This window comes from Rhodococcus sp. SBT000017, from assembly GCF_003688915.1.
Taxonomy (GTDB): domain Bacteria; phylum Actinomycetota; class Actinomycetes; order Mycobacteriales; family Mycobacteriaceae; genus Rhodococcoides.
Genome location: NZ_REFU01000001.1, coordinates 2419304 through 2445690 on the forward strand (window position 1 = coordinate 2419304; position 26387 = coordinate 2445690).

The 26387-nt window shown below is 66.0% G+C and carries 25 protein-coding genes, 1 pseudogene and 1 riboswitch; of the genes and pseudogenes, 13 read left to right on the forward strand and 13 right to left on the reverse strand.

All coding sequences use genetic code 11. The annotated features are described in order from the left end of the window. Nucleotides 1-3: 3 nt before the first annotated feature. Nucleotides 4-1275, reverse strand: coding sequence for a lysine N(6)-hydroxylase/L-ornithine N(5)-oxygenase family protein (locus AYK61_RS11080; RefSeq protein ID WP_121870830.1), 1272 nt, complete (start codon nt 1273-1275; stop codon nt 4-6). Between the two features lie 346 nt (nt 1276-1621). Here AYK61_RS11080 and AYK61_RS11085 point away from each other — a divergent pair, with 346 nt between their 5' ends. After that, entirely contained in the window at nt 1622-2737 is a 1116-nt protein-coding gene (locus AYK61_RS11085) for an ABC transporter substrate-binding protein (protein WP_121870831.1), read from the forward strand. Here AYK61_RS11085 and AYK61_RS11090 read toward each other — a convergent pair. After that, a complete protein-coding gene (locus tag AYK61_RS11090; RefSeq protein WP_121870832.1) occupies nt 2724-3149 on the reverse strand; it encodes an HIT family protein in 426 nt (141 codons plus the stop codon). The genes AYK61_RS11085 and AYK61_RS11090 overlap by 14 nt on opposite strands. A 68-nt stretch (nt 3150-3217) precedes the next feature. Between AYK61_RS11090 and AYK61_RS11095 the strand changes: the two genes are divergently transcribed. Continuing rightward, nucleotides 3218-4009: an HAD-IIA family hydrolase gene (locus tag AYK61_RS11095; protein WP_121870833.1), complete on the forward strand. Its 792-nt coding sequence runs from the start codon at nt 3218-3220 to the stop codon at nt 4007-4009. Here the strand turns inward: AYK61_RS11095 and purB are convergent, their stop codons facing one another. Next, nucleotides 4010-5434, reverse strand: a complete 1425-nt coding sequence (purB, locus tag AYK61_RS11100; protein ID WP_121872669.1) for an adenylosuccinate lyase — start codon at nt 5432-5434, stop codon at nt 4010-4012. A 125-nt stretch (nt 5435-5559) separates the two neighbouring features. Between purB and AYK61_RS11105 the strand changes: the two genes are divergently transcribed. Then, entirely contained in the window at nt 5560-6210 is a 651-nt protein-coding gene (locus AYK61_RS11105) for a DsbA family protein (protein ID WP_121870834.1), read from the forward strand. Between the two features lie 107 nt (nt 6211-6317). Here AYK61_RS11105 and AYK61_RS11110 read toward each other — a convergent pair whose 3' ends face one another. Continuing rightward, complete coding sequence (locus AYK61_RS11110) at nt 6318-6956, reverse strand: TetR/AcrR family transcriptional regulator (RefSeq protein ID WP_052048002.1); 639 nt, start codon at nt 6954-6956, stop codon at nt 6318-6320. A gap of 136 nt (nt 6957-7092) precedes the next feature. On the opposite strand from AYK61_RS11110, the pseudogene AYK61_RS27810 reads away from it, so the two are divergent. After that, nucleotides 7093-7209: pseudogene (locus AYK61_RS27810) on the forward strand (beta-eliminating lyase-related protein); the annotation flags it as partial. A gap of 74 nt (nt 7210-7283) precedes the next feature. Beyond that, nucleotides 7284-8036: a low specificity L-threonine aldolase gene (locus AYK61_RS11115; RefSeq protein WP_259468013.1), complete on the forward strand. Its 753-nt coding sequence runs from the start codon at nt 7284-7286 to the stop codon at nt 8034-8036. An 18-nt stretch (nt 8037-8054) separates the two neighbouring features. Here the strand turns inward: AYK61_RS11115 and AYK61_RS11120 are convergent, their stop codons facing one another. The 4 genes from AYK61_RS11120 to AYK61_RS11135 form a co-directional block, all read right to left on the reverse strand. Beyond that, nucleotides 8055-9215, reverse strand: coding sequence for a pyridoxal phosphate-dependent aminotransferase (locus AYK61_RS11120; RefSeq protein ID WP_121870835.1), 1161 nt, complete (start codon nt 9213-9215; stop codon nt 8055-8057). A gap of 177 nt (nt 9216-9392) precedes the next feature. Next, nucleotides 9393-10643, reverse strand: coding sequence for a phosphoribosylamine--glycine ligase (gene purD, locus AYK61_RS11125; protein WP_121870836.1), 1251 nt, complete (start codon nt 10641-10643; stop codon nt 9393-9395). Nucleotides 10644-10721: 78 nt separating this feature from the next. Then, nucleotides 10722-12746 (reverse strand): glycosyltransferase family 39 protein, encoded by a 2025-nt coding sequence (locus tag AYK61_RS11130; protein ID WP_121870837.1) that lies wholly within the window; start codon nt 12744-12746, stop codon nt 10722-10724. Beyond that, nucleotides 12743-13996 carry a bifunctional glycosyltransferase family 2/GtrA family protein gene (locus AYK61_RS11135; protein WP_121870838.1) on the reverse strand — a complete coding sequence of 418 codons (1254 nt, stop codon included), beginning with the start codon at nt 13994-13996 and terminating at the stop codon, nt 12743-12745. Before AYK61_RS11135 ends, AYK61_RS11130 begins: the two co-directional genes overlap by 4 nt. Nucleotides 13997-14120: 124 nt before the next feature. Here AYK61_RS11135 and AYK61_RS11140 point away from each other — a divergent pair, with 124 nt between their 5' ends. Further along, nucleotides 14121-14546 (forward strand): HIT family protein, encoded by a 426-nt coding sequence (locus AYK61_RS11140; RefSeq protein ID WP_121870839.1) that lies wholly within the window; start codon nt 14121-14123, stop codon nt 14544-14546. Between the two features lie 20 nt (nt 14547-14566). Here the strand turns inward: AYK61_RS11140 and AYK61_RS11145 are convergent, their stop codons facing one another. Next, a complete protein-coding gene (locus tag AYK61_RS11145) occupies nt 14567-15091 on the reverse strand; it encodes a helix-turn-helix domain-containing protein (protein ID WP_121870840.1) in 525 nt (174 codons plus the stop codon). 74 nt (nt 15092-15165) lie between these two features. Here AYK61_RS11145 and AYK61_RS11150 point away from each other — a divergent pair, with 74 nt between their 5' ends. Next, a complete protein-coding gene (locus AYK61_RS11150) occupies nt 15166-16581 on the forward strand; it encodes an MFS transporter (protein WP_121870841.1) in 1416 nt (471 codons plus the stop codon). On the opposite strand, the gene AYK61_RS11155 is transcribed toward AYK61_RS11150, so the two are convergent. Then, nucleotides 16564-17220, reverse strand: coding sequence for a response regulator (locus tag AYK61_RS11155; RefSeq protein ID WP_121870842.1), 657 nt, complete (start codon nt 17218-17220; stop codon nt 16564-16566). The two genes, AYK61_RS11150 and AYK61_RS11155, sit on opposite strands and share 18 nt — an antisense overlap. Then, complete coding sequence (locus AYK61_RS11160; RefSeq protein ID WP_121870843.1) at nt 17217-18881, reverse strand: sensor histidine kinase; 1665 nt, start codon at nt 18879-18881, stop codon at nt 17217-17219. Before AYK61_RS11160 ends, AYK61_RS11155 begins: the two co-directional genes overlap by 4 nt. A gap of 168 nt (nt 18882-19049) precedes the next feature. Here AYK61_RS11160 and AYK61_RS11165 point away from each other — a divergent pair, with 168 nt between their 5' ends. From AYK61_RS11165 to AYK61_RS11175, 3 genes are read left to right on the forward strand one after another with little or no spacing between them, the layout of a single operon-like run. Further along, nucleotides 19050-20432: a CitMHS family transporter gene (locus AYK61_RS11165; RefSeq protein ID WP_121870844.1), complete on the forward strand. Its 1383-nt coding sequence runs from the start codon at nt 19050-19052 to the stop codon at nt 20430-20432. 33 nt (nt 20433-20465) lie between these two features. Next, complete coding sequence (locus tag AYK61_RS11170; RefSeq protein ID WP_121870845.1) at nt 20466-20876, forward strand: universal stress protein; 411 nt, start codon at nt 20466-20468, stop codon at nt 20874-20876. Next, entirely contained in the window at nt 20873-21991 is a 1119-nt protein-coding gene (locus AYK61_RS11175) for an AbrB family transcriptional regulator (protein ID WP_121870846.1), read from the forward strand. The genes AYK61_RS11170 and AYK61_RS11175 overlap by 4 nt, the downstream gene beginning before the upstream one ends. Here the strand turns inward: AYK61_RS11175 and AYK61_RS11180 are convergent. Continuing rightward, nucleotides 21971-23383 carry a HAMP domain-containing sensor histidine kinase gene (locus AYK61_RS11180; protein WP_272913881.1) on the reverse strand — a complete coding sequence of 471 codons (1413 nt, stop codon included), beginning with the start codon at nt 23381-23383 and terminating at the stop codon, nt 21971-21973. The two genes, AYK61_RS11175 and AYK61_RS11180, sit on opposite strands and share 21 nt — an antisense overlap. Continuing rightward, complete coding sequence (locus tag AYK61_RS11185; protein WP_237669507.1) at nt 23380-24087, reverse strand: response regulator transcription factor; 708 nt, start codon at nt 24085-24087, stop codon at nt 23380-23382. Before AYK61_RS11185 ends, AYK61_RS11180 begins: the two co-directional genes overlap by 4 nt. 116 nt (nt 24088-24203) lie before the next feature. Here AYK61_RS11185 and AYK61_RS11190 point away from each other — a divergent pair, with 116 nt between their 5' ends. From AYK61_RS11190 to AYK61_RS11200, 3 genes are all read left to right on the forward strand, one after another. Then, entirely contained in the window at nt 24204-25208 is a 1005-nt protein-coding gene (locus AYK61_RS11190; RefSeq protein WP_121872671.1) for a permease, read from the forward strand. Then, nucleotides 25205-25942, forward strand: a complete 738-nt coding sequence (locus AYK61_RS11195; protein ID WP_121870848.1) for a TIGR03943 family putative permease subunit — start codon at nt 25205-25207, stop codon at nt 25940-25942. Before AYK61_RS11190 ends, AYK61_RS11195 begins: the two co-directional genes overlap by 4 nt. A 36-nt stretch (nt 25943-25978) precedes the next feature. Beyond that, nucleotides 25979-26041, forward strand: a riboswitch (guanidine-III (ykkC-III) riboswitch). Nucleotides 26042-26053: 12 nt separating this feature from the next. Continuing rightward, complete coding sequence (locus AYK61_RS11200; protein ID WP_121870849.1) at nt 26054-26368, forward strand: multidrug efflux SMR transporter; 315 nt, start codon at nt 26054-26056, stop codon at nt 26366-26368. Nucleotides 26369-26387: the final 19 nt, after the last annotated feature.

The following is a 26387-nucleotide window of genomic DNA, read 5'->3' on the forward strand; positions in this document are numbered from 1 at the left end:
GATTCACACCACCGATCGCACCCTCGCGCTCACAGCGGACTTCACGATCTCACCGCTGCGGACAGCGATGTTGGACAGCAACGACGAGGTCAGACCGTGCGTGTGCTCGGTGCCGCCCTGCAGGTAGATCGAACCCGCACTCTGTTCACGCGTCACGAGTCGGTAGTCACGTGTCACGCGAGGACCGCGAGAGTCGTATTCGACGGCGTCGAACAGCGGACCGAGGATCTCGGGTAGATCGAGGGACGTGAAGCCGGTGGCATAGACGACAGCGTCGCACAGTATGTCCTCGGCCAGCCCCGTCGGGCCGTGCTCGACGGAGGCACGCACGCCCGACGGCTCCTCGGTGGCCCCGATCAACCGGGATGCTCCGTGCACGAACAACCGGCGCTGCCCGCTGACTCGCTCGGCGTACTCGCGCGCGTACAACTCCTCGATCAGAGGCAGGTCGACGGCGGAGTAGTTGGTGCCGCGGTGATACTGCAACAGCTGCTCGCGCAGCGTGTGCGAGGACGAATAGAAGTCGTCGACGGCCGTCGGATCGAAGATGCGATTGGCATAGGGGCTGTCGTCGGCCGGGCTGTACCCGTACTTGCGCAGCACCGCGTGCACCGACGCGTCGCTGTACGTCGAGTGCAGGTAGTCCACCACCTCGGCGGCGCTCTGCCCGGCACCGACCACGACGAACGTGCGATGCGTCCGCGACGGCAACCGATCGAGATGGCCGAGAAGATCGTGATTGTGGAACTGCCGCGTCGACGCCGTGACCCCGTCGGGCAGGGTGGCGGTCAGTCCTCCGGCGAGCACGATGTTGCGCCCTCGCACGGTCCCGGTTCGCCGGCCCTCGGTTCGAACGCCGTAGCCGTCGCCGGTGTCGACGACGTCCACCGCCCGGGTGCCGTAGTGCACCGTCGCGTCGACTTTTCCGGCGGCCCACGCCAGATAGTCGTGGAACTCGAGCCTGCTCGGGAAGAACGTCTGCAGGTTGATGAAGTGATTGAGCCGACCCTGCTCCGACAGGTATGCCAGAAAGGTGTACTCACTGCTGGCATTGCGCTGAGTCGCCAGGTCCTTGAGGAACGAGATCTGCATCGACGTCCCGGGCAACAACATGCCGGGATGCCAGGCGAACTCGTCCTTGGACTCGACGAAGCAGGCCGTCAATCGCTCTGTGGGAGAGCAGTTTCGGTTGTGCTCCTCGATCGCGATGGCCAGTCCCAGATTGGACGGCCCGAATCCGACTCCGACGATGTCGTAGTTGTCGTCCGAGGTCATCGAACGCTCGCCCCCGGCAACCGATCGGTGGAGCCGAGGTTGTGCAGTTCGGCATGGACGAGACCTGCACGGTGGATCGTTCCACCCAGCTTGGTGCGATGCATCAGGCGTCTTCCTTCTTCTTGCGGACGAGATACGGGACGCCGGCGAGGGGCCGTCGATGGCCGTCTCGGCACTGCCCTTCGCCGTGGCTCGATGCCACGGGCAACGCTACGCGCCTACGGTAGGCTAACCTAACATTTCCTCGGGTACAACGGCTCCGTCGTCCACCGGGTGGGCCCGGCAAGGTCCGTGGCTCTCGACTTCCTCGGTTCCACCGTCCATCGTCGAACACGAAAGTGAGCGCATGTCCCCACGAAGAAACCGCACCGTACGGCGATACAGAACCGCACCCCGCGCCCTCACCGGAGGCATCGTGGTTCTCGTGCTCGCCACTGCGGCAGCGTGCGGCAGCGGCACCACCGACGACGCCGGCACCCAGGTCGTCGACCTGAACGCGAACCCAGCCGCCTGCGGCGAGAACGACCGCGTCGACACAGTCGACCGAGAATCAGGACCGTTCACGTACACCGACGGCCGGGGACGGACCATCTCCCTCGATTCGCAACCGAACAGAATCATCGCCGACGAGGAATCGGCCGCAGCGCTGATGTCGTACGGAATCAAGCCCGTTGCCATCTGGTCGACGACTCCCATGGACAGCAGCCCGATTCTGAGCTGCTCCGATCTCACAGGCATCGAATCGGTCGGCGAAAGCTGGGGCACATTCGATTTCGAGAAGGCGGCAAGCCTCGACCCGGATCTCGTCATCGGCGAGTTCAATCCGAGATTCGGGCAATTCGGAAAGCTGACCACCACGGCCGATTCGTCCAAGGCCGACACCATCGATCAGCTCGCTCCCACCCTGGGAGTCACCTTGGATACGACATCGACGGCCAAGACGATCGAGAACTATGCCGGTCTTGCGTCATCACTCGGAGTCGACCTCGACACCCCGCAACTGGCAGACATCAAAGCCGACTACGACGCCGCCGTCGCGAATTTCGAGAAGGTTGCCTCCGAACGCCAGGACCTCATCGGCGTGGGAGTCTGGCCCCTCGACGTCGCCTACGTACTCGATCCGTCGGCCGACCCAGACTTCAGCGACTACCAGCGCTGGGGACTGAAGATGTACACCCCCGACGGTACCGATGACGGGTACTGGAAGAAGGTGTCGTGGGAGAACGTGTCGACCGTCGACGCCGATGTCGCATTCGTCTATCACGACGTCGCCAACGCCGCCGACGTCGAGCTTGCAGACATTCCCAGCCGCTACCCCGGCTTCGACGCCATTGCCGCCGTCGACAACCAACAGATGGTGCTGTGGGACTACGGTGCCAACAAGAGCTACAGCCGCTACACCAAGACCATCGACATCTACGCCGACGCTCTGTCCAAGGCGAAGAAGGTCACGACCGAGTGAGAGCCGCTGCGATCTCCCCGGCCTGCCGGTCCAGTTCGGATCGCTGCGGCGACGACGGCCGAGCCTGCAACCCGAAGCCGTCGCCGATCATCCGGGGGATGACGTGCAGATGCACGTGGAAGATTTCCTGACCGGCCACCGTGCCGTCGGCGAGAAAGAAGTTGACGCCGGCGACACGCGGATTGCTCGCTCGCACAGCGGCGGCCACCTTCTGCCCCACCACGAACAGATGCGCCCCGATCTCGGGTGGCAACTCCGCCAGAGTCCGGAACTGCTCTCTGGGCACCACCAACACATGACCGCTGGTGAGCGGCCTGATGTCCATGAACGCAATCGCTGTCTCGTCCTCGTGGACGCGAGAAGCCTCGGCCGTCCCGGCAATGATCTCGGCGAAAATAGTGTAGGGGTTCACAGTCTCCGAGCGTAGGCGCTCGGTGCACTGACGCTGCGGGGCCCGGAGCCGGAGACTACTGTTTGCCGATGAGCATCGGCGGGGTTCTCTTCGACATCGACGGCGTCCTTGTCACGTCGTGGCAGGCGGTGCCAGGGGCAGCAGACACTCTGAAGTACCTGGACAGCAAGGACATTGCTCGCGCGTTCCTGACCAATACGACGTCGAAGACGCGTGAGCAGATCGCTACGGCACTGCGCGACGTGGGGCTGGACGTGCACTCGGACGAGATCGTCACGGCCGCGTCACTCACCGCGGACCATCTGCGTGAGAACTATCCGGATGCGCGAGTGGTACTGATCAACAACGGTGAGATCGCAGGCGACATGCCGGGAATCGAATTCGTCGACGAGACGTCCGAGGATCCCGATGTCGTGGTCGTCGGCGGTGCAGGCCCGGAGTTCACGCACGAGCGCCTCAGTCGCGTCTACGACTGGCTGTGCCGGGGCATACCCGTCGTCGCGATGCATCGATCGCTGATGTGGAGCACCGGGGCCGGACTACGCATCGACACCGGCATGTACCTCGGCGGCATGGAGCAGGCGTCGGGACACACCGCGAAGGCCATCGGAAAGCCGGCTCCGCTGGGATTCCGGACGGCGTCCGAGCGGATGGGCGTCGACCCGGACGACGTCGTGATGGTCGGTGACGATCTCGACAACGACGTCCTGGCCGCCCAGGTCGTCGGAATGACGGGAGTGCTCGTGCGCACCGGGAAGTTCCGCCAGGACGTGCTCGATCGACGCATCACCGACGAGTTCGCGATGGAACCCGACCACGTGATCGACTCGGTGGCCGACCTCCCCGACGTCCTCTCCTGACTACAGAATCGGCGACGGCGTGTACGACGCCCCGGCCGGGAATTTCGCGATCAGTCGCTCCACTGCCGAAACGACGGCAGCGACCTGAGCGTCGGCCGCCCCGGTGAATGCCGTCTTGTCGGCCAGTGCAGCATCGAGGGCAGCCCGATCGAGGGGCAGGCGATCGTCGGCGGCCAGACGGTCGACCAGGTCCGGTTCCAGTCCCTGCTCACGCATGGCCAATGCGACGGCGACGGCGTGTTCCTTGATCGCCTCGTGTGCGGTTTCGCGTCCGACGCCCGCGCGCACGGCAGCCATCAGCACCTTGGTCGTCGCGAGGAACGGCAGGTAGCGGTCGAGTTCCTTCGCGATGACGGCCGGGTACGCGCCGAATTCGTCGAGAACCGTCAGGAAGGTCTCGATGAGTCCGTCGATGGCGAAGAAGGCGTCGGGCAGCGCCACGCGGCGCACGACGGAGCAGAAGACGTCGCCCTCGTTCCACTGCGCTCCGGCGAGCTCGGCGGCCATCGAGCCGTAGCCGCGCAGCACCACCTGCAGGCCGTTGACACGTTCGCACGAGCGGGTGTTCATCTTGTGCGGCATCGCCGACGAGCCGACCTGGCCGGCTTGGAAGCCCTCGGTGACGAGTTCATGGCCGGCCATCAGGCGAACGGTGTGCGCGAACGAGGACGGTCCGGCACCGACCTGGACCAGCGCGGAGACGACCTCGTGGTCGAGCGATCGGGGGTACACCTGGCCGACGCTGGTCATGGTGTGCCGGAAGCCGAGGTGATCGGCGACGATGCGCTCGAGCGCGACGAGTTTGGCGGAGTCGCCGCCGAACAGGTCGAGCATGTCCTGAGAAGTGCCCATCGGGCCCTTGATTCCGCGCAACGGGTAGCGCGCGATCAGTTCCTGCACCCTCGACAGAGCCAACAGCAGCTCGTCTGCGGCAGACGCGAAACGCTTGCCCAGCGTGGTGGCCTGAGCTGCGACGTTGTGACTGCGGCCGGCCATCACCAGCGAGGAGTACTCGGCGGCGCGCTCGGCCAACCGCTTCGCGACGGCGACGCCGTGCGCGTGGACGTGTTCGAGTGAGCGCAGAATCTGCAGCTGCTCGACGTTCTCGGTGAGGTCGCGGCTGGTGAGCCCCTTGTGGATGTGCTCGTGGCCGGCGAGGGCGTTGAACTCCTCGATGCGCGCCTTGACGTCGTGGCGGGTGACGCGCTCACGCTCGGCGATCGACGCGAGGTCGACCTGGTCGACGACGGCTTCGTAATCGGCGATGGCAGCGTTGGGGACGTCGACTCCGAGGGAGGACTGCGCGCGCAACACGGCGATCCACAGTTGACGTTCGAGGGCGATCTTGTGCTCCGGAGACCACAGCTCCACCAGTTCGGGACTCGCGTAACGGGTGGCCAGGACATTCGGGATGCTCACGAGCATCCAGCTTACGTGGCGCAGTTGTCGGTCTCGGATGAGGTCGGACTCGAATTCGGCCGTCGGACCGAGCATCGAGACTATCGCCGCGGCGCGGAATAACCGCAGCGCATTTCGATGTTGGAGCCGCCGTGAGCCGAACAGTGAAGGTCGACATCTGGTCCGACATCGCGTGCCCGTGGTGCTTCGTCGGTAAGCGCCGTTTCGAGGCAGGCGCTGCGGAGTTCACCGCCGGAGGCGGGACGCTCGAGGTGGAGTTCCACTCGTTCGAGCTGGCACCCGACACACCGGTCGACTTCGACGGCAGCGAGGTCGATTTTCTCGTCTCCCACAAAGGCATGCCGGCCGACCAGGTCACGCAGCTGTTGGGGCAGATGACCGAGCTGGCCGCAGGCGAGGGGCTCGCGTACGACTTCGACGCCTTGCAGCACACCAACACCGTCAAAGCGCACGAACTCCTGCACTTCGCCAAGTCGAAGGGCAAGCAGGGCGAGATGAAGGAACGTCTTCTGGCGGCCTACTTCGAGGAGGGCCGCCACGTCGGCCGCACCGAGGACCTCGCCGACCTGGCCGCGGAGGTCGGCCTCGACCGTGAAGAGGCGGCCCGGGCGCTGAAGTCCGAGGAGTTCCTGCCGGCAGTGCGCGCGGACAAGGAGCAGGCCATCGCCTACGGGATCAGCGGTGTGCCGTTCTTCGTGATCGACGGACGGCTCGGTGTGTCGGGCGCGCAGGCCCCGTCGGTGTTCGCCGACGTCCTGCAGAAGGCCGCTACCGGCTCATGAACGGTCCTTTGGAGATCGTCGGCGACGACAACGGCCCCGTCTGCGAGGACGGTGTGTGCGAGGTGCCACAGATTCACGACGCAGACTCCGGCGAGACCGACTGACAGTCAATCGGCAGGCACCTGTTCCGCCGGTGCCACGATGTCGATGACGGCCAGGAGCATGCTTCGGGCCATGTGACGGGGGTCGGGGTCCACTTCGCTGAGCGCCCCGACGACGGCACCGTCGACCACTGCCACGAGCCGCCTGAGCTGCTCTTCCTGCACGGTTCGGCCCGATCTGCGCAGCACGTCGGTGAGCAGGTCGTCGATCTGGGCGCGCAGCCGCAGTTGCACCTCGCGCAGTTCGGGATGCCGTGCCGAGGCGATGAAGCGTTCGTATCTCGCGATCAGCTGCTCGTGGCCGTCCTGTGGCCCGATGAGCAGGTCGACGATGAGATCGACCGTCGACTCCATTTCGTTCGAGCACTTGCCCTCGTCGTCGATGCGACCGCGCATGACGTCGATCTCGCGCGTCCCGACGACGTCGACCGCCGCGGCTACCAGGTCTCCGAGGGACTCGAAATAGTAGGTGGTCGACGCCAGCGGCAACCCGGCTCGTGCCGCCACCGATCGGTGCCGCACCGCGTCGAATCCGCCCTCGACGAGCAGGTCCGCAGCGGCCGACGCCAATGCCTGGCGGCGGCGCACCCCCTTCGGAGTCGCACCCGACACCTTGTGCTGCGACTCGGTCGGACCTGCGGACATTCAAGTCATCGTGCCAGCTCGAGGCCGTTCGTCGGACTGCTTTCGCGCTATGGAATTGTCGTCACTCGTGGCACATCGAACGATCGACCTTCGCTCCGACACCATCACCCGACCCGATTCGGTCATGCGAAAAGCCATGGCCGACGCCGAAGTGGGCGACGACGTCCTCGATCACGATCCGACGATGGCGGCGCTGGAAGAAGCGGTGGCAGGGCTGCTCGGGTTCGAGTCGGCACTGTGGGTGCCGTCGGGTTCGATGGGCAACATCATCGCGCTGATGCTGCATCTGCAACGCGGCGATCGCTTCCTGGCCCCGAGCACGCGCACGTGCTGGGTTCCGAGCTCGGTACCGCGGCATGGCTGGCGGGCGGAATGCCCGACGCCCTCCCCCACGACGGTGGCCCCGGCCGTCCCCTCGCGTCGACGGTGCGCGCGAAGGCCGGCGGCGCAGGGCCGTATTTCGCGCTACGGACGGCGCTGCTGTCGCTCGAGAACACCCACAACTTCGCCGGCGGTGCTGTGATCGGAGCGGACGAGTGGTCGGATCTCGTTGCCGCCGGGCGTGATTGCGGCTTGAAGGTCCACCTGGACGGCGCGCGGCTGTGGAATGCCGCTGTCGCCCTCGATGTTCCGATCGCGTCGCTCACTGCCGGTGCCGACACGGTGCAGGTGTGCCTGAGCAAGGGCCTCGGTGCACCCGTCGGCTCGATGTTGGTCTCGGATTCCGCGCGTATCCACGAGGCTCGACGAGTCCGAAAGATGTTGGGCGGCGGCGTTCGTCAGGGTGGCGTCCTCGCTGCCGCCGGGCTCGTGGCGTTGGATCGCATCGGTGATCTGGCCGAGGATCACGCCAACGCGTCAACCCTCGCTTCCGGGCTGCGCGAGCGAGGCTGGGAGGTACTGGAGCCGGAGACCAACATCGTGCTCGCAACGGTTCCCGACCCGGCGTCGACGGTCGCGGAGCTGGCCGAGCTGGGCATCGCCGCGGTGACCGTCGCGGGCAAGGTGCGCTTCGTGACCCACCGCGACGTCGATGCCGCCGATATCTCCGAGGCGCTGGAGCGGCTGCGCCGCACGTGAGCGGCACTTCGTAGCCTGCTACGAGGAAACGCTCACGACCCAAAGGCGCTCCAATGCCTCCTCGACGTCGGCGGTCGTGCCTGCGAACGAGAAGCGCACGGTGTGGTTCCCGCGTTCGGTGTCGAAATCGACGCCCGGTGCCAACGCGACTCCGGTCTCGGAAAGCACTCGCGCACACCAGTTCCGCGAGTCGTCCGTCAGGTGCGCGATGTCGGCGTACACATAGAAGGCTCCATCGGCCGGTGCGAGGTCGGTGATACCCATGGCCGGCAGACCGTCGAGCAGAATTCGACGGTTGACAGCGTAGCGCTCGACATGTGAATCCAGCTCGACGCGGGACTCCTCGGTGAACGCCGCGATGGCGGCAACCTGGGAGATCGCCGGTGGGCAGACCGTCATGTTCGACGCCAATCGTTCGACGGCTCTGCGCAATCGGGTCGGCAGCAGCATCCAACCCAGCCGCCATCCGGTCATCGAGAAGTACTTCGACACCGATCCGATGGCGACGGATTCCTTCGAGGTCTCCCAGGCGCTCGACGTACGCGCGTCCCCGTAGGCGATTCCGTGGTAGATCTCGTCCGAGATCAGGAGAGTTCCGTGCTCGTCGCACCAACGCGCAATTGCGGCCAACTCGTCGGAGTCGATGATCGTGCCGGTGGGGTTGGCCGGGCTAGCGATGATGAGCCCCGCGGGCGGATCGGGCAGGTCCTCGAGCATCGCGACGGTCGGCTGAAATCGCGTGCTCTCCAAGCAGTCGAGCTCGACGACGCGACAGCCCAACGCTGCCAACGTGTTTCGATACGCCGGATATCCCGGCCTGGCCATGACGACGGTGTCCCCCGCGTCGAACGCAGCGAGGAACAGCAACGTGAACGCGCCCGACGAGCCGGTGGTGATCACCACGTCGTCGGCGTCGACGGTGATGCCGTACCGCGCGCTGTGATACTCGGCGATCGCGCGACGCAGCGGCAGAATCCCCAGCGTCTCGGTGTACCCGAGCAGGTGCGCATCCAGGGCCTCGCGAGTGGCCCGCAATACCGGCTCGGGCGCTCGTGTGGAGGGCTGACCGGCAGCAAGAGAGAGCACGTCGCCGTGAGTGCGCGCCCGCTCGGCCGCCGCGGCGAACACATCCATCACGTGGAACGGCTCGACCATCGATCGCTGCGATTCACTGTGCATTGGCTCGACCCTACTGATCCTGGGACGCTCGGTACCTCAGGCCTTCGCAAACGCGCGCGCATCTGCCATGCGCGCGCAAAACCGCGTCGTTTCGGAGGCGATTCTGCGCGCATCCGACGAATGCGCGCGCGTTTGCCCCGACGACCGGCCTCGACAAACCCGGCCGACGCAGCACATCTACAGCGAGATCCGACCCTCCACCGCAGCCAGGCCGATATCAGTGCGGAAGTGGCTGCCCGGCAACCGAATTCCCGCGATACGGGAGTAGGCGTCGTCACGGGCGGCGGTGAGGTCGAATCCGGTGCCGACCACGCTCAGCACGCGTCCGCCCGCGGAGACGACCGCGCCGTCCTTCACCGCGGTGCCTGCATGCAGGACGCCTGCGCCTTCGGAGCCGAGAATCTCGTCACCGGTACGCGGTCGACCGGGGTAGTTCTCGGCGGCGATGACGACGGTGACGGCCGCGCCGTCCTTCCAGCGCAACTGTGGAAGTGAAGCAAGCGTGCCGGTTGCCGTCGCGTTCAGCACCTCACCGAGAGGTGAATCGAGCAGCGCGAGCACTGCCTGAGTCTCGGGATCGCCGAAGCGGCAGTTGAATTCGACGACCGCCGGGCCGTCGGCACCCATCGCCAGACCGGCGTACAGCAGACCGGAGAACGGCACACCACGCTGCACCATTTCGGCGGCAACGGGTTTCACCACGCCGCGGACGATCTCCTCGACTGCGGTCTCGGGCAACCACGGCAGCGGGGTGTACGCACCCATGCCGCCGGTGTTGGGTCCGGTGTCTCCGTCGCCGACGCGTTTGTGGTCCTGCGCGGGCAGCAGCGGCACCACGGTCTCGCCGTCGACGAGGCAGAAGAGGGACACCTCGGGGCCGTCGAGGAACGATTCGAGCAGCACCGGGTGGCCGTTCTCGAGGAGTTCGGCGGCGTGATCGCGGGCGACGAGCCGATCGGTGGTGACGACGACACCCTTGCCTGCGGCCAGGCCGTCGTCCTTGACCACCCAGTTGGGGCCGAAACGGTCCAGGGCTGCGTCGAGCAGGGCGGGCGAATCTACGATTTCACTGTGCGCGGTTCGCACACCGGCCGCTGCCATCACGTCCTTGGCGAAAGCCTTGGACCCTTCGATGCGGGCGGCGTCGGCGGACGGGCCGAATGCGGCGATACCGGCTTCGCGGAGGGCGTCGGCCACGCCGAGGACCAGCGGCACCTCCGGTCCGATGACGACGAGATCGGCTTCGACCTTCTTCGCGAGTGCAGTCACCGCTTCGCCGGACGCCACATCGACGGCGTGCTGCTCGGCGAGCTTTGCGGTACCTGCGTTGCCGGGAGCCACGAAGAGCTTCTCGACCGACGGATCGGCCTTCAACGCAAGTAGAAGGGCGTGCTCACGAGCACCGGAACCTATGACGAGTACGCGCACAGTGCATCAGACTATCTGCTCGACGCGAAAGCGCCCCGCACCTGTCATGGTGCGGGGCTCTTTCGTGGTGGTTCGGTGTTACTGCGTGAGGTCGTAGAACGTCACGTTGTCGACGGTGGTCGCGGTGAAGTTCTCGGTGACCCACGCCGAGATCGCGGCCGAGGTACCCGACTCCATTCCCGGCATACCTCCGCCGCCGATGAAGTAGTGGATCTCTCCGTCGGCGACGTACTGCTGGAATTCGGCGAGGGTCGGCGACGGGTCGGTGCCGTTGAATCCGCCGATGGGCATGACGGGTTCCTCGGTGGCCAGTTGGTAGCCCGCCGCGGTGTTGGCCCCTATGGCCGCTGCCACCCAGGTGTAGGAGTCGGCGTCCTGCTCGAGCATCTCGGTGATCGCGGTGGTCGGCGTGCTGCCTTCCAGAAGACCACCCATTCCACCGCCCATACCGCCACCCATCTCGGCACCAGCCGCACCGTCACCACCCGGCATCTGGCCGGGAGCGCCCGCCGGTAGCTGCACCCCGGCCGGCAATTGCATCCCACCGGGCATTCCGCCCGGCATACCGCCCTGGCCTCGTCGACCCTCGCCCATGCCGCCGAATCCGCGCATGCCGGTGTTGGGTCCGGCCGAGACGATGGATCCGTTGTGCGGGGTGCCGATCGTGTCGACGGCGTACGCAGTCGGGCCTGCTAGTCCGGCGAACATCACCGCCAGGATCGACGCCGCAGCCAATCTGCCGCGGGTCAGCGCCGGGATCAGCAGTGCGATGACCGCGAGAACTCCGACGAAGAGAATTGCACACTTCAGCCAGGGCACAAAACTCTCGCTGCGACCGAGCAGCACCCACGCCATGGCTACGGTAGACGCCACCGCGACGGCCATTGCGATGCGCACCCAGTACCTCTCGCGTTGCCGCCACAGCACCACACTGCCGATGCCGACGAGAGCTGCGACGGCGGGCGAGAGCGCAACGGTGTAGTACGAGTGGAAGATTCCGGCCATGAAGCTGAACGTCAGACCCGTGACGAGCAACCACGATCCCCAGACGATCAGCGACGCTCGTTGTACGTCCGTCCGAGGGGCTCTGCCGCGCAACACGAGTCCGACGACGAGCAGGATCAATGCAGCCGGAATCAGCCAGGCGATCTGGCCGCCCTGGGAGGCGTCGAACATACGGAGAATGCCGGTCTCTCCCCAGATACCACCGGGCATCCCACCCGCGACGTCCCCGCCCATACCGCCGCGTCCCGGAGTGACACTTCCGGTCTCGTCACCGCTGAGGCGGCCGAATCCGTTGTAGCCGAGCGTGAGTTCCAGAATCGAATTGTTCTGCGAGCCGCCGACCCACGGACGGGAGGACGCCGGCCAGAATTCGACGATCAGCAGCCACCATCCGGCCGCGACGATCATCGCGCCCAGAGCTCCGAACAGCTGCCACAGCCGGGTGAGGAACTTCGGCGGCCCGGCGATCAGGTAGGTCAGTGCCAGCGGCGGCACCACGAGCATCACCTGGAGCTGTTTGGTGAGGAAGCCGAATCCGACGAACATGCCGGTGATCAACAGCCACTTGGTCTTTCCGGTCTCGACGCCTCGCAGCAGCGCCCATACCGATGCGATCATCAGCAGCACGAGCAGCGCGTCGGGATTGTTGAACCGGAACATCAGTGCGGCAACGGGAGTCACGGCCAGTACCAGGCCTGCGAGCAGACCGGCCGCGCCACCGAAGCGCCGCTTGACGGTGGCTCGCAACAGTGCCACCGAGGCGACTCCGAGGAGAGCCTGGGGCACGAGCATCGCCCAGGTGTTCAGTCCGAAGATGCGCACCGACAACGACATCAGCCACAGCGACATCGGAGGCTTGTCGACGGTGATCGAGTTGGCGGCGTCGGAGGATCCGAAGAAGAACGCTTTCCACGACACCGAACCCGCCTGTATCGCAGCGGAATAGAAGGAGTTCGCCCACCCCGAGGCGCCGAGTCCCCAGATGTAGGCGACACCGGTGCCGACCAACAGCGCGATCAGCCCGATCCATTCCCACCGTGGGGAGGTCGCAGGCGTGGACGGCGCAGCCGCCGAGGGGCGTTCGATCGTCGTCGTCACAGAGCTTTCTCCGAACCGGCGGACTGGGAATCGCCCGACTGAGAGCTACGGAAGACCCACCGCAGGGCGACGAATCGGCACACGGTGGCAACGAGATTGGCGACTATGAGGACGGCGAGTTCGACGTGCCGGGACACATCGGGTGCCCACGCGTGCAGCACGGCGAGCGATCCGCTGGTGACGAGGAGGGCGAAACCGAAGATCGCCAGTCCCTGCAGTTGATGCTTGCCTGCGCCGTCCGATCCGCGGACGCCGAAGGTGAAGGCGCGGTTGGCCGCGGTGTTGAGCACCGCGGTGATCAGCAGTCCGAAGAAGTTCGCGGCCTGCGCACCGATCAACGAGTGCAGCACCAGGTAGAGCAACGCGTACGCGACGGTGCTGGCGATGCCGATGATGCCGAATCGCACCATCTGGCTGATCATTCCGTGCGGTACTCCCGGCACGAGCGGCTCCCGTCCCAGGCTTCGACGCAGTTCGGCGACCGGAAGCACTCCGGTTGCCAGGGCGCGGCCGACGCGCCAGCATCCCTGCAGGTCCTTGACGGCGGTGTCGATGATGTTGACGCTGCTGTTCGGGTCGTCGACCCAGTCGACGGGTACCTCGTGGATACGCAGGCCGACCTTCTCCGCGATGACGAGCAGTTCGGTGTCGAAGAACCATCCGGTGTCTTCGACGAGCGGCAGCAGTTGCCGGGCCACATCGGTGCGCATGGCCTTGAAACCGCACTGCGCGTCCGAGAAGCGTGCGCGCAGCGAAGTGCGCAGAATGAGATTGTAACTGCGCGAGATGAATTCACGCTTCGCACCGCGGACCACCCGGGACGATCGGTTGAGCCGAGATCCGATGGCGAGGTCCGAGTGACCGGACATCAGCGGCGCGATCAGCGGCATCAGAGCGTTGAGGTCGGTGGAGAGATCGACGTCCATGTAGGCCACGACATCGGCGTCCGATGCCAGCCAGACGGCTTTGAGTGCCCGTCCGCGACCCTTCTCGTCCAGGTGATGAACCTGAACTCCCTCGATCTCGTCGGCCAGCCGATGTGCCACCGCGAGGGTGCCGTCGGTACTGGCGTTGTCGGCGATGGTGATTCGCGACCGGAACGGGATCCGGTCGTCCAGATGCTCGTGCAGACGACGAATGCACTGTTCGAGATCCGCCTCTTCGTTGTATACCGGGATGACCACCTCGAGAGTGGCCGTGGCGTTCGAGCCGGGCCGCTGGCCTGCTCGTGCGAGGGAATTCGTTGTCATGTGGACCAGAATCGGCCTCTGAGCTGGACCCACCCTGCGACGAACCTGGCAATCACCTGGGAGGACAGGAGCGGAGCCTGCGGAGCGACCGATGCGCAGGAGCCGCATAGGGCATCCTGTTCCCATGGCTTCCATTTTCAGCAAGATCATCGCCGGCGAAATCCCGGGACGTTTCGTCTGGCAGGACGACGACGTGGTTGCGTTTCTGACGATCGCACCGGTCACCCAGGGCCACACGCTGGTGGTTCCGCGTGAGGAGATCGACCAGTGGCAGGACGTCGACGGTGCCGCGTTCGCCAAGATCACCGCCGTTGCTCAGATCATCGGCCAGGCGGTCAGGACCGCGTTCGACGCTCCCCGCGCCGGGTTGCTGATTGCCGGGCTCGAGGTGCCGCACCTGCACCTGCATGTGTTTCCGGCCTACGACATGGGCAACTTCGACATCTCGGGTGCCGATCCGAATCCCTCCGCGGAGTCACAGGACGAGGCGGCGACCAAGCTCCGGGCGGCGTTGCGTGACCTCGGACACGAGGCATACGTCCCGAACTGACACCTCTGCAGCCGAGAGCCTCAGCGCAGGGGCGTCAACAGTCGTCGACGCGTTCGCAGGTGCATCGACACATCGTCGGATCGGGTGTCGGGGTCGTAGCCCGGGCCGATGTCGGTGTCGATGTCGTGCGGCCCGGGTGCAACTCCGCATTCGGGGCACATCCCCAGTGGTCCGAGGTCGGTTCCGCAGGGCGCGTGCATGAATCGTCGACGCTTCCCTGCGGGTTTCGCGGTCTGTTCCTCGCCCCAGTAGCTCAGGGCGAAGACGGCGGGCCACAGTCGTTCGAGGGCGGCCGTCGGAACGTAATCATCGTGGCCGCCCTCGAAGGCCCGAGCTCGTCGTTCGAGCAGCCCGGCGTCGACCAACGCGCCGAGTCGTTGCGCGAGAACGGCCTTGGAGATGTCGAGGTGGACCTGGAAGTCGCCGAAGCGTCGGACGCCGAAGAAGCAGTCGCGCACGATGAGCATGGTCCAGCGCTCGCCGACGAGTTCGAGGGCACGGGCCAGGGAGCAGTCCTGACGGGCGTAGTCGATTCCGAGTGCCATGACGCGATAGTACAGTCTGTTGACCGAACCAAGTTGGGCGTTTACAGTTCGATCACCAGACCAAAAGGACGACGATGACCGACACTGCACCCTCGCCCGCCGGCACCACGAACAGCACCCGAGCGCTCACCATCGCAGCGCTCGGCACCCTGCTGACCCTGATGGCGTTCACTGCACCGCTCGCGACGATCAACAGCACCGCGGCCGATCTGATGTCCGACGCAGCAGGACGCACCTGGATTCTCAGCTCGATGAGCATCGGCCTCGCCGCCGCGCTGCTCACCACCGGCACCGTCGCCGACGACTTCGGCCGTCGCCGCACGTTCGCACTCGGAGCCGCCGTCCTGGCCGTCGGCGCGATCGTCTGCGCAGTCTCGCCCAACACGCTGATTTTCGTTCTGGCGCGCATCCTTCAGGGCCTCGGCGGCGCGGCCGTCGTCGCGTCGAGCCTGGGCATCATCGCGCACACCCACCCGGCCGGTCCCGTACGCGCGAAGGCGAGCGGAGTCTGGGGCGCGAGCGTCGGTGCCGGCATCGCTCTCGGCCCGCTGCTGGCCGCCGCACTGGATCGCTGGGCGAGCTGGCGCGAGGCCTACGTGGTTCTCGCGATTGCCACGGTCGCGTTGGCCGTCGCCGCGCACCGGCTCGTCGAAGAATCCAGGTCCGACGCCCCGCGTGGCCTCGATCCGATCGGCGCGCTGCTGTTGGCGACGGGCATAGCCGCACTGCTGGCCGCGTTGGTCGAGGGCAGACAGGGCTGGACCGAGGTGAGCCCGATCGTTCTCTTCGTGCTCGCGGTATTGTTGCTGGCCGCGTTCGCCATCATCGAATTACGCAGCGCCACAGCGATGCTCGATCTCACACTCTTCCGGCACCCACCGTTTCTGGCCGCCACGGTCGCCGCGCTGGCCAACGGCGGCGGCATCATCGCGCTGATGTCGTACATGCCCGGATTTCTCGGAACCGTACTGGGAATCGATGCGCTCGGTGCCGCCCTGCTGCTGTTCGGGTGGTCGGCCACGTCCGTGGTCACTGCCCTACTCGCCCGCAGGCTGCCCGCGTCGCTCAGTGGCCGAACGCAACTTGCCGTCGGCCTGGTCGGCGTCGCGATCGGCATGCTGATGCTGACGGGGTTGTCCGAGAACGCATCCTGGCCGCGACTGTTGCCAGGACTGCTCGTGGCAGGCCTTGCGAGCGGAGTGCTCAACGCCGCTCTCGGACGCGAGGCCGTGGCCAGCGTGCCCGCCGGACGCGGCGGCATGGGCAGCGGGGCGAACAACACCGCGCGCTATGTCGGATCCGCCATCGGTGTCACCGTCGTTGCGGTGGTGGCCGTTCCTGCCGGGAGTGGAGCCCGCGGAATGACCCAATCGATTAGCAGCCACAGCGCGACTGCGCTGACCGAAGGATGGAACACCGCAGCTCTGGTCACCGCAGCGATTTCCGTAATCGGAGCGGTGGTCGTGGCGGCCTCACGCTCCCGGCGGTAGCGAGTACTCCTGTTCCGGTCTCCCGGTCGACCCGTAGCGCAGCTGCATGCGCAATCGCCCCTTGGAGACCAGGGTTGCCAGGTAGCGCTGCGCCGTCGCACGTGAAATACCGATGGCGGCAGCAACTTCACCCGCGGACATCGGCTCGGCCGTCGTGCGGACCGCGTCGAGCACCAGATCACGGGTGACGGACTGCGAGGACGGCAACGGTGCCGCAGCGCGCGGGCGGAGCGCGTCGAGTCCGCTGTCGATGTCGGCCTGGCTCAGCTCCTCCGAACGGTCCAGAGCGCTGCGGTACGTCAGGTATCCGGTGAGGCGATCGACCAGCGCCGAACGCGGAAACGGTTTGATCAGGTACGTCCAGGCACCGGCGGTCATCGCCGAGCGCACCGTCTGTTGATCCGCCGCAGCAGAGAGCACCACGGCGTCGCACTCGAGTTCGCGCACCAGGTCGATTCCGGATCCGTCGGGCAGATAGACATCGACCAGCGCCAGATCGAACGAGTGGGTCGACGCCAACTCCCGCGCCTGGGCGATACTCGTCGCCACCGCGGCCACCTCGTAGTTGTCCAGCGAATTGACCAGTGCCGCATGTAGATCCGCGACTCGGAAGTCGTCGTCCACGACCAGTACTCTCATTGGGTCACCTCGTCGGTCAGTAGTGCATCCGGTATCGACGCGATGAACACTGCGCCTCCTCGTTGATTCTCTTCGGTGATCTGCCCGCCGGCATCGGCCAGCGTCACGTCGCCGCCGCGGGTGCGCGCGATCTGCCGGCTCAGCGCCAACCCCACTCCTCGGCCGCCCGGGGATTCCGCCGTCGACTTGGTCGAGACTCCCTCCACGAACACCTGATCGACTTCCAGGTCCACCCCGTCGCCGGAATCGACGACCACGATGTGCAGGGTCGAACCGTCCTGCACCAGTTCCACTTCCACCTCGGCCGGCCGCCTGACTCCCAGCCTGGCGGCATCGATCGCGTTGTCGACCAGATTGCCCAGCACAGTCGTCACGTCGACCGGAACGGCTACCTCTCCCCCGACCCAGGTGTTCTCGCCCAACACCATTCGGACGCTGCTCTCGCGGGCGTGCGCGGCTTTCGCGGTCAGGAACGACCGTAGGTAGGCGTCGGACACGGCATCGATACCCTCGACGGTTTCCGATCTCGGCCCGACACCGAGTATTTCGTCGATGTACTGCGACGCTCGATCGGGGTGGCCCTCGTGCAGCAGTCCACTGACCAGATGCATTCGGTTTGCGAACTCGTGGCGTTGGGCGCGCAGCACGGCAGACATCGACTGCACCGCGTCGAGCTGACGCGTCAGTGTCTCCACGTCGGTCCGGTCTCGCACGGTCAGCACCGTACCCAGATTGCGATTGTCGCGCAGCACTTTTCGGGCGGAGGCGATGACGACCACCTCGTCCACGGCGGCCAGCACCGGCTCGGCCGTCGGAGATCGGATGACCTCGAGCAATCTGGGGGTCAGACCGATGTTCTCGATGCGCATTCCCGGTTTGCCGTCGATCGAGAGCAACGTACGCGCCTCGTCGTTGACGACCGTGACGACTCCGTCGGGATCGATGGCGACGACACCCTCACCGATCCCGTGCAGCACTGCCTCCTGTTCACGGACCAATTCGGCGAGCTCCTCCGGCTCGAGCCCCAGCGTCAGTCGTTTCCACCTGCGCGCCAACAGGGTCGAGCCGGCCAGCCCGAGCAACAGCACGGCACCGGTCACCAACCCGCCGTTGACCAGATCCTTCACCAACTCGGTGCGCACGGCCGTGGTCGAGATACCGACACTCACTTCACCGATCACCATGTCGGTCGAACCGAGCGCCAGCACAGGCACTTTCGCACGTACGGAGTCGCCGAGCGTGCCACGCTCCTGTTCGACCACCTCGTTGCCCGCCAACGCACCCGAAGGATCGGTACTCACCCGCTGGCCCAGCACCGTCGGATCGGGGTGCGCCAACCGCAGACCCCGATCATCGGTGATGACGACGAACAGGGCGTCGGTGCGATTGCGGGCACCCTCGGCCGCGCGCTGCAACGCCCCACCCGCCAACACACCCGCGGGCGCGGCATCGGTGCCGGCGGTGTCGACTGCCGAGAACTGCTCGACGAGCGAGCGCACCTCCGGGTCCGACGCCACCGTCCGGGCGACCGCGAGCGCACGTTCGCCGTACTCCTCACTCGCCTGCCTGCCACTGCTGATCGCGAACACCCCGAACGCCACTGCCAGGGCCACCGCCACCAGCGCTGCCTGCAACAACAGCACCTGGGTCCTCAATCGCACCCACTCAGGCTATGCGCCGGGCGGGCTCGAGCACAATGCGCAAAAGGCTCTTTACGTTGCTAGCGCGGGTAGTGCGCACAACGGCGACCATGTGATGCCGGTTACGTAACTTCAGTCACACACGCAGTCCAACCGGACCCACCTCACACATTCGAGAAGGAGTGCACGATGTTGGTGATACTCGGCTTCCTCATGGTAGCCGCCTTCATGTTCTTGATCCTGACCAAGAGAGCCACGCCCGTCGTCGCACTCACCCTCGTACCCGTCATCTTCGGTCTGCTGGCCGGCGCGGGGCTCGGCATCGGCGACATGATCACCGACGGCATCAAGTCCCTGGCCCCCACCGCGGCCCTGCTGTTCTTCGCCATCATCTTCTTCGGAATCATGATCGACGTCGGACTGTTCGACCCACTGGTGCGCGGAATTCTCCGCCTGGTGCGCAACGACCCGATGAAACTCGTTGTCGGAACTGCCATTCTGGCCATGGTCGTCTCGCTCGACGGTGACGGCTCCACCACATTCATCATCGTGACGTCCGCACTGCTGCCGCTCTATCTCAAACTCGGTGTCAGCCCGGTGATTCTGACGGTCGTCGCCGGTCTCGCCAACGGCACGATGAACATCATCCCGTGGGGCGGCCCGACGGTTCGCGCTGCTTCCGCCCTCGGCATCTCCCCGTCCGACGTCTTCGTTCCGATGGTTCCCTCGATGATCGTCGGCCTGATCATCGTGCTGCTCTTCGCCGTTCACCTGGGCATCATGGAACGCCGACGCATCGGCAAGCTGATCTACGAACCCGAACTGGTGGCCTCCGGTGGCGGCGGCAGTATCCGCAAGGGCGGCAAGGCAACCGGCGGAGCAGGCACTGGCGGATCGGACGACAGCGAATCCGGCCAGTTCTTCGACGGCCTCGACCCCAACCGCGACACCCTGCGCCCGAAGCTACTGTGGTTCAACGCTGCTCTGACGGTCATCCTGCTCGTCGTTCTCGTCATGGACATCCTGCCCATCCCGGTGCTGTTCATGATCGCTGCCTCGATTGCCCTGACGGTCAACTTCCCCAAGGTCAAGGAGCAGGGCGACGCGATCGCACGGCACTCGTCCTCCATCGTCTCCGTGGTCGCCATGGTGCTCGCCGCGGCAATCCTCACCGGCGTCTTCCAGGGCACCGGCATGGTCGAGGCCATGGCCGAGTGGCTGCTCAACGTCATCCCGCCCGGCATGGGCCCGTACCTGGCCGTCATCACCGGCATCCTGAGCATCCCGCTGACGTTCTTCATGACCAACGACGCGTTCTACTTCGGCATCCTCCCAGTGCTCACCGAGACCGCCGAGAAATACGGCATCGACCCGGTCGAGATGGCCCGTGCATCGATCACCGGTCAGCCCGTCCACCTGCAGAGCCCGCTGGTTCCGGCCATCCTGCTGCTGGTCACTCTCGCCGGAGTGTCGCTGGCCGATCACCACAAGAAGGTGCTCTGGCGAGCGGTGGTCGTCTCCCTCGCGATGCTGGCCGTCGGCATCGTCCTCGGCCAGATCCCGTTCGGCTGATCCCCCACCTCATCTCGCGTAGGAGAAACCGTCATGACTGTTGGCGTACTGCACAACAATTCACCCGAGGGCCGCGCAGCACTGGCGGCCGCCGTTCGAGAAGCACGCATCCGAGAGACGGACCTCGTCGTCCTGCACGCGCTGTCGGGATCGGCCGAACCGTCCGCCGAGGCGGCCGAGACGCAGGCAGTGTCCACTTCGGTGGAGACCGCTCTGGCCGACATCGACCACGCCGACGCCGTCACCTGGACCGTGGCAGTGGGTAGGCCCGATCCCGATGCCGTCAACACCCTGCTGACTTTGGTCGAGGAACAGAAGTCCGAGATCCTCGTCGTCGGTTCGCGCCACCGTTCGGCCGTCGGCAAGTTCCTGATGGGACAGACGATTCAGCGGCTGCTGCTCGAGATCCCGGTTCCGGTTCTGCTGGTCAAGTCCGGAGTGTGAGTGTCTCCGACCGCGCCGGAAAAGTAGTGGGGCACAGCCTCCGATGGATCGGCCTCGCAGCCGTATCCGTCGGGGGCTGGGCCCTTTTCGCGGCGCTGGGGCTCACGGCACCGTCGTTGTTCGCGGCGCTCGTCGTCGCCGTGGTCTTCGCACTGACCGGTCTCGGACCCGCGGCCGTCCCCCGTCCATTGTCGATGGCGGCGCAGGGGACCCTGGCGGTGACGATCGGGCTGATGCTCGACACCGAGACACTCGGTGCGTTGGGCGAGAACTGGATTCCCGCCGTTCTCGTCGGCGCGGGAACGCTGGTTGTCAGCGCAGGCTGCGGCGCGCTGCTCGCCCTGCATCGCGATGTCGACCCGGTTACTGGCGCACTGTCCCTGATCGCGGGTGGCGCAACGGGTCTGGTGTCCATCGCCCGGGAGCTCGGCGGCGACGAGCGCATCGTCGCCGTGGTGCAGTACCTGCGCGTTGCACTCGTGGTGGTCACGATGCCCTTGATCGTCACGTTCGCCTTCCACGCCGACTCCGGCAGTGGTGCGGCGAGAGAGGAGATCTCGACGCCCTGGTATCTCGGCACGGCGTTTCTGCTCGGAGCCGTCGTCACGGGGATCGTGCTCGCGCGTCTGATCAGACTGCCTGCACCGGCAACGCTCGGACCGCTGATCGTGGCGGGCGCATGCGAGCTGCTCGGGTGGCCCGTGGACATCTCGGTGCCCACGGTCCTGCTGCCGGTGGCGTTCATCGTCATCGGATGGCAAGCGGGACTTGCCTTCACGACCGCGAGCCTGCGGGCCATCGGACGGATCTTTCCGTGGGCGGCGCTGTTGGTCCTCTCGATCGGCCTGGTGTGCGCACTGTTCGGTTGGGCGCTCTCCGCCGTCACCGGGGTCAGCATGCTGACCGGCTACCTCGCCACCACACCCGGCGGGTTGGCCGCTGTGCTCGCGGTGTCTGCGACGACCGGATCGGACGTCACCTTCGTGGCCTGCGTTCAGGTGATTCGGCTGGTGTCGATGCTCGTCGCCGCGCCACTCGCCGCAGCCGCGTACACCAGGCTGGCCGAACGCAAGAAGGCCAGGGCGGCGACCGAATCAACCGTCGGCGCGGGGTAATTCGACCCGGAAGGTCGCGCCCTGCCCCGGGGTGCTGTGCACTCGCACCGTGCCTCGGTGAGCGGCGACCAACGCCGCGACGATCGACAGCCCCAGCCCGCTGCCGCCGCTCTCCCTGGTTCGCGAGGAATCGGCTCGATAGAAGCGCTCGAAGACGTGTGCGGCCTCCTCCTCTCGCAGACCCGGCCCGGTGTCCTGCACTTCGAGCAGCACCGAAGACCGGGTGGTCCCGACACACACGGTGATCGACGCGGATTCGGGCGTGTGCCGAACCGCGTTTCCGACGAGGTTCGCGAGTACCTGCCTCAGCCGGGCATCGTCACCGTCGACCTCGGGAATTCCCGGTCCTGCCAACACCTTCAGCGAGATGTCGCGCTGGGGCGAGACCGCCTTCGCGTCGTGCACGGCGTCGGCGGCGATGGTGAGCAGATCGACTCGGCGTACTTCGAGGGGTCGTTGGGCGTCGAGGCGCGCGAGCATCAGCAGGTCTTCGACGAGCAGTCCCATGCGCGCCGACTCGCCCTCGATTCGGTTCATCAGCACGGCGATGTCGCTCATCGCACCCTGCCGGTACAGCTCGGCGAACCCGCGGATCGTCGTCAGCGGCGTCCGTAGTTCGTGACTGGCGTCGGCGACGAAGCGGCGCATCCGATCCTCGGATGCACGCGCCGCCTCCTCCGAGGCCGCGGTGGCCGCGAAGGCGCGTTGGATCTGCGAGAGCATCCCGTTCAGGGCCGCCGACAACCGGCCCACCTCGGTCTTCTCGCTCCACTCGGGGACTCGGCGATGCAGATCCCCGGCGGCGATGGCCGCAGCAGTGGTCTCCACCTCACGCAGCGGTCGCAGACTGCGCCGCACCACGAAATACGCAATCACGGCCAGGGCCAGCAACACCGCTGCTCCGATGTAGAACTGAAGTACCGCGAGCCTGCTGACGGTCTGCTGGTTGGCGCTGAGCGACATTCCCACGGTGGTGGAGCCTTCGTTGTTGGTCACCGTGATCACCCGCCATTGTTTCGACGGGTCCCCCTCGGAACCGACGGTCGTCGGGATGGCCGACGGCGTGCCCGACAGATCCGGAACATCCTCCGCCACATCGTTGATGGGGCCGCGGACGGTACCGTCGTTGGCCACCGAGCGAACGAAGAAGTTGGACGGCGGACGGCTCGGATTCGGCTCGTCCACGGGTGGGAGCGGTCGGGCGTCGGGTTGTGCCCACCCGCGGGACGCCTCGATCAGTTGACTGTCCAGACGACGCATCAGCGAGGTCTCGAGCGAGGAGGTCACTGCAACCCCCGACGCCAGCAGACCGAGCCCGACCAGGAGTAGCAGCGCTGCGACCAAGGTGAAACGCAGCGGCAGATTCCGAATCCGAGCTCGAATGCCCGTCACCGTGGCTGACGCATGACGTAGCCGACTCCCCGCAGTGTGTGGATCAATCGGGTATCACCCGTATCGACCTTGCGGCGCAGGTACGAGACGTAGGACTCCACCACTCCCACTTCGCCGCCGAAATCGTAGTGCCACACGTGGTCGAGAATCCGCGGCTTGCTCAGCACGGTTCCCGCGTTGACCATGAAGTACCGCAGCAACGTGAATTCGGTGGGTGAGAGCGCGACGGGCTCGCCTGCCTTCCACACCTCGTGGGTGTCGTCGTCGAGTTCGATGTCTGCGAACGCAACTCGGGACGGCTGAGTGTCCTCGCTCTTGCCCGATCGACGCAGGATGACCCTGAGCCGGGCCACCACCTCTTCGAGCGAGAACGGTTTGGTGACGTAGTCGTCCGCACCGAGCGTCAGGCCGGTCACTTTGTCCTCCACCGAATCTCGCGCGGTGAGGAACAGGGCGGGCGCATCGATTCCGTCCGCTCGGAGCCGGCGCAACAGACCGAAGCCGTCCATTCCGGGCATCATCACGTCGAGAATGAGCGCCTCGGGCCTGAAGTTGCGGGCCTTGTCCAGAGCCTCGGGACCGGACGACGCCGTCGCGACCTCGAACCCCTGGAATCGGAGGCTGACCGACAGCAGCTCGACGATGGTCGGTTCGTCGTCGACGATCAGGACTCGTGCCTCGGGTGTCTCGCTCACGGTGTCCATCATCGCGCGGGAAGCTGCTCGTCCGCTGCACTCTCGCTGTGAGGTTGCTGTGAGCCACCGACAGCTGTGAGTCACCGAGAGCACGGTGGAACCCCGGAGGAGGCATGATGGCAGCGATGCTCGACGCGAAGACGGACGGCCGATTCAGGACTCGGCCTCCCGTGTCATCCATGCACGTATTCGCAACTCTGCTCGTGTTGGGCATCGTCTTCGGTGCCGACGTCACCCGGTGGGTCGACTCGTCCCCCGCGCTGCAGACCGGAGCGACGGTGTTCACCGGGATCTTCGTGCAGGCAACGCCGTTCCTGGTGCTGGGTGTGCTCGTGAGCGGAGGCATCGCCGCGTTCGTCTCACCCGCTGTTCTGCAGAAGGTGGTGCCGAAGAACGCCACCGCTGCTGTCGGAGTGAGCGGTCTCGCGGGAATGGCCATGCCTGGTTGTGAGTGCGGAGCCGTTCCCGTCTCGCGTCGGCTGATGGATCAGGGTGTGCCGACGTCTGCAGCTCTGGCGTTTCTGCTATCTGCACCGGCGATCAACCCCGTCGTCCTGGTCTCCACCGCAGTGGCCTTTCCCGGCGAGCCGGCGATGGTTCTCGCGCGGTTCTTCGGCTCGCTCGCCACCGCACTGGTGATGGGCTGGTTGTGGACCAGGTTCGGCAAGGCCGAGTGGATCACCGCTCGACTCGCGGATCGCGAACACCGCCACGGAACCTCGAAGTGGGAGACCTTCCGTGAGTCGGCGCGTACGGACCTGCTCCAGGCCGGAGCTTTCCTCGTGTTCGGAGCAGCGGCCGCCGCGTTGCTGCACCTGGTGGTGCCCGACTGGGTGTTCGCCCATCTCGCCGGGCAGCTGCTGCTGTCGATCCTGGTGATGGCCGTGCTCGCGGTGATTCTCGCGCTGTGCTCGGAGGCCGACGCATTCGTCGCGGCGAGCATGTCGATGCTGCCGCTGCTACCACGGCTGGTCTTTCTGGTGGTGGGACCTGCTGTCGATGTGAAGCTGATGGCGATGCAGGCGGGCAGCTTCGGGCGCGGCTTCGTGGCTCGCTTCGCTCCCCTGACCTTCGTCGTCGCGATCGCGTGCGCCTCGGTGAGCGGCTACCTGTTTCTGGGTGCGCGATGAAACGCGAGGTGCAGAATCTGCTGCTACTGCTCCTCGGCGGAGCGATGGTCAAGATCTCGTGGGACGGCAGCTTTGTGCGATACGTCAAACCGTCGCTGCATCCGTATCTGCTGACCGCCGGGGTGTTGATCGTCGCCCTGGCAATCGCGTCGATCGTCGCCGACATCCGCCGCGGTGGGCCCGGTGACGACGGTCATGATCACGATTCGCGTCCGTACTGGCTGCTCCTGGTTCCGCTCGCGGTCATCCTGTTCATCGCACCACCCGCGCTGGGAGTCTCGGCGGTCGGCGATCGATCCGTCACCTCGGCGGCCGATCGTCAGAGGACAGCGTTTCCACCCCTGCCGGACGAGCTCGCGCCCGAGGTTCCGCTGCTCGATGTTGTGCAACGCGCGGTCAGGGACACCGAAGGCAGCCTCGACGGACGGGAGATTCGCGTCACCGGATTCGCCGTCGCGACCGCGAACGGAGGCTCGCCGCGCGCCGACGGAACGAGAGAAGGCATCGACCTCGCTCGCATTCTCATCATCTGTTGCGCGGCCGACGCCAGGTCCGTTCGCATCCACCTCGACGCAGGTAGCGCAGCTCTCGACGACATTCCGGACGGCACCTGGCTGCAGATATCGGGAACCGTCGACGCTGCCACGGCGACGGAGGACACCGCGTTCACACCCACGATGACGGTGTCGACGGTCGAGCGAATCGAAGCACCGGCGAACACGTACGCGTACTGACACCGTGGCCACTGTCAGCCAAAATTGGTACGATCGTACAAGTCACTTCCGACAATCGGACGAGCGCACCGTACCCGAACAGCGACAAGACGGTGCAAGGAGTGATTTCTCATGGCTTGGCTCATTCTCGTCGTCTCCGGCGTCCTCGAAGCGATCTGGGCGACCGCACTCGGTAAGTCCGAGGGCTTCACCAAACTCGGACCGTCCGTCGTGTTCGGCGTCGCGGTGGTGCTCAGCATGATCGGTCTCGCGATCGCGATGCGGTCGTTGCCCACCGGAACCGCCTACGCCGTCTGGGTGGGAATCGGTGCCACCCTCACCGTCTCGTACGCCATGATCACCGGCGAAGAAGCCGCGTCGATTCTCAAAATTGCGCTTCTGGTCGGAATCGTCGGATGCGTCGTGGGGCTGAAGGTTCTTCACTGATTTTCCGAGCTACGAGCAG

Bases quoted from the DNA above. Each gene is read 5' to 3' on its own strand.
- AYK61_RS11080 (WP_121870830.1), bottom strand. From the start codon at position 1,275: ATGACCTCGGACGACAACTACGACATCGTCGGAGTCGGATTCGGGCCG.
- AYK61_RS11085 (WP_121870831.1), top strand. From the start codon at position 1,622: ATGTCCCCACGAAGAAACCGCACCGTACGGCGATACAGAACCGCACCC.
- AYK61_RS11095 (WP_121870833.1), top strand. From the start codon at position 3,218: ATGAGCATCGGCGGGGTTCTCTTCGACATCGACGGCGTCCTTGTCACG.
- purB (WP_121872669.1), bottom strand. From the start codon at position 5,434: ATGCTCGTGAGCATCCCGAATGTCCTGGCCACCCGTTACGCGAGTCCC.
- AYK61_RS11110 (WP_052048002.1), bottom strand. From the start codon at position 6,956: ATGTCCGCAGGTCCGACCGAGTCGCAGCACAAGGTGTCGGGTGCGACT.
- AYK61_RS11120 (WP_121870835.1), bottom strand. From the start codon at position 9,215: ATGCACAGTGAATCGCAGCGATCGATGGTCGAGCCGTTCCACGTGATG.
- AYK61_RS11135 (WP_121870838.1), bottom strand. From the start codon at position 13,996: ATGACAACGAATTCCCTCGCACGAGCAGGCCAGCGGCCCGGCTCGAAC.
- AYK61_RS11140 (WP_121870839.1), top strand. From the start codon at position 14,121: ATGGCTTCCATTTTCAGCAAGATCATCGCCGGCGAAATCCCGGGACGT.
- AYK61_RS11145 (WP_121870840.1), bottom strand. From the start codon at position 15,091: ATGGCACTCGGAATCGACTACGCCCGTCAGGACTGCTCCCTGGCCCGT.
- AYK61_RS11150 (WP_121870841.1), top strand. From the start codon at position 15,166: ATGACCGACACTGCACCCTCGCCCGCCGGCACCACGAACAGCACCCGA.
- AYK61_RS11155 (WP_121870842.1), bottom strand. From the start codon at position 17,220: ATGAGAGTACTGGTCGTGGACGACGACTTCCGAGTCGCGGATCTACAT.
- AYK61_RS11165 (WP_121870844.1), top strand. From the start codon at position 19,050: ATGTTGGTGATACTCGGCTTCCTCATGGTAGCCGCCTTCATGTTCTTG.
- AYK61_RS11170 (WP_121870845.1), top strand. From the start codon at position 20,466: ATGACTGTTGGCGTACTGCACAACAATTCACCCGAGGGCCGCGCAGCA.
- AYK61_RS11185 (WP_237669507.1), bottom strand. From the start codon at position 24,087: ATGGACACCGTGAGCGAGACACCCGAGGCACGAGTCCTGATCGTCGAC.
- AYK61_RS11190 (WP_121872671.1), top strand. From the start codon at position 24,204: ATGCTCGACGCGAAGACGGACGGCCGATTCAGGACTCGGCCTCCCGTG.
- AYK61_RS11195 (WP_121870848.1), top strand. From the start codon at position 25,205: ATGAAACGCGAGGTGCAGAATCTGCTGCTACTGCTCCTCGGCGGAGCG.
- AYK61_RS11200 (WP_121870849.1), top strand. From the start codon at position 26,054: ATGGCTTGGCTCATTCTCGTCGTCTCCGGCGTCCTCGAAGCGATCTGG.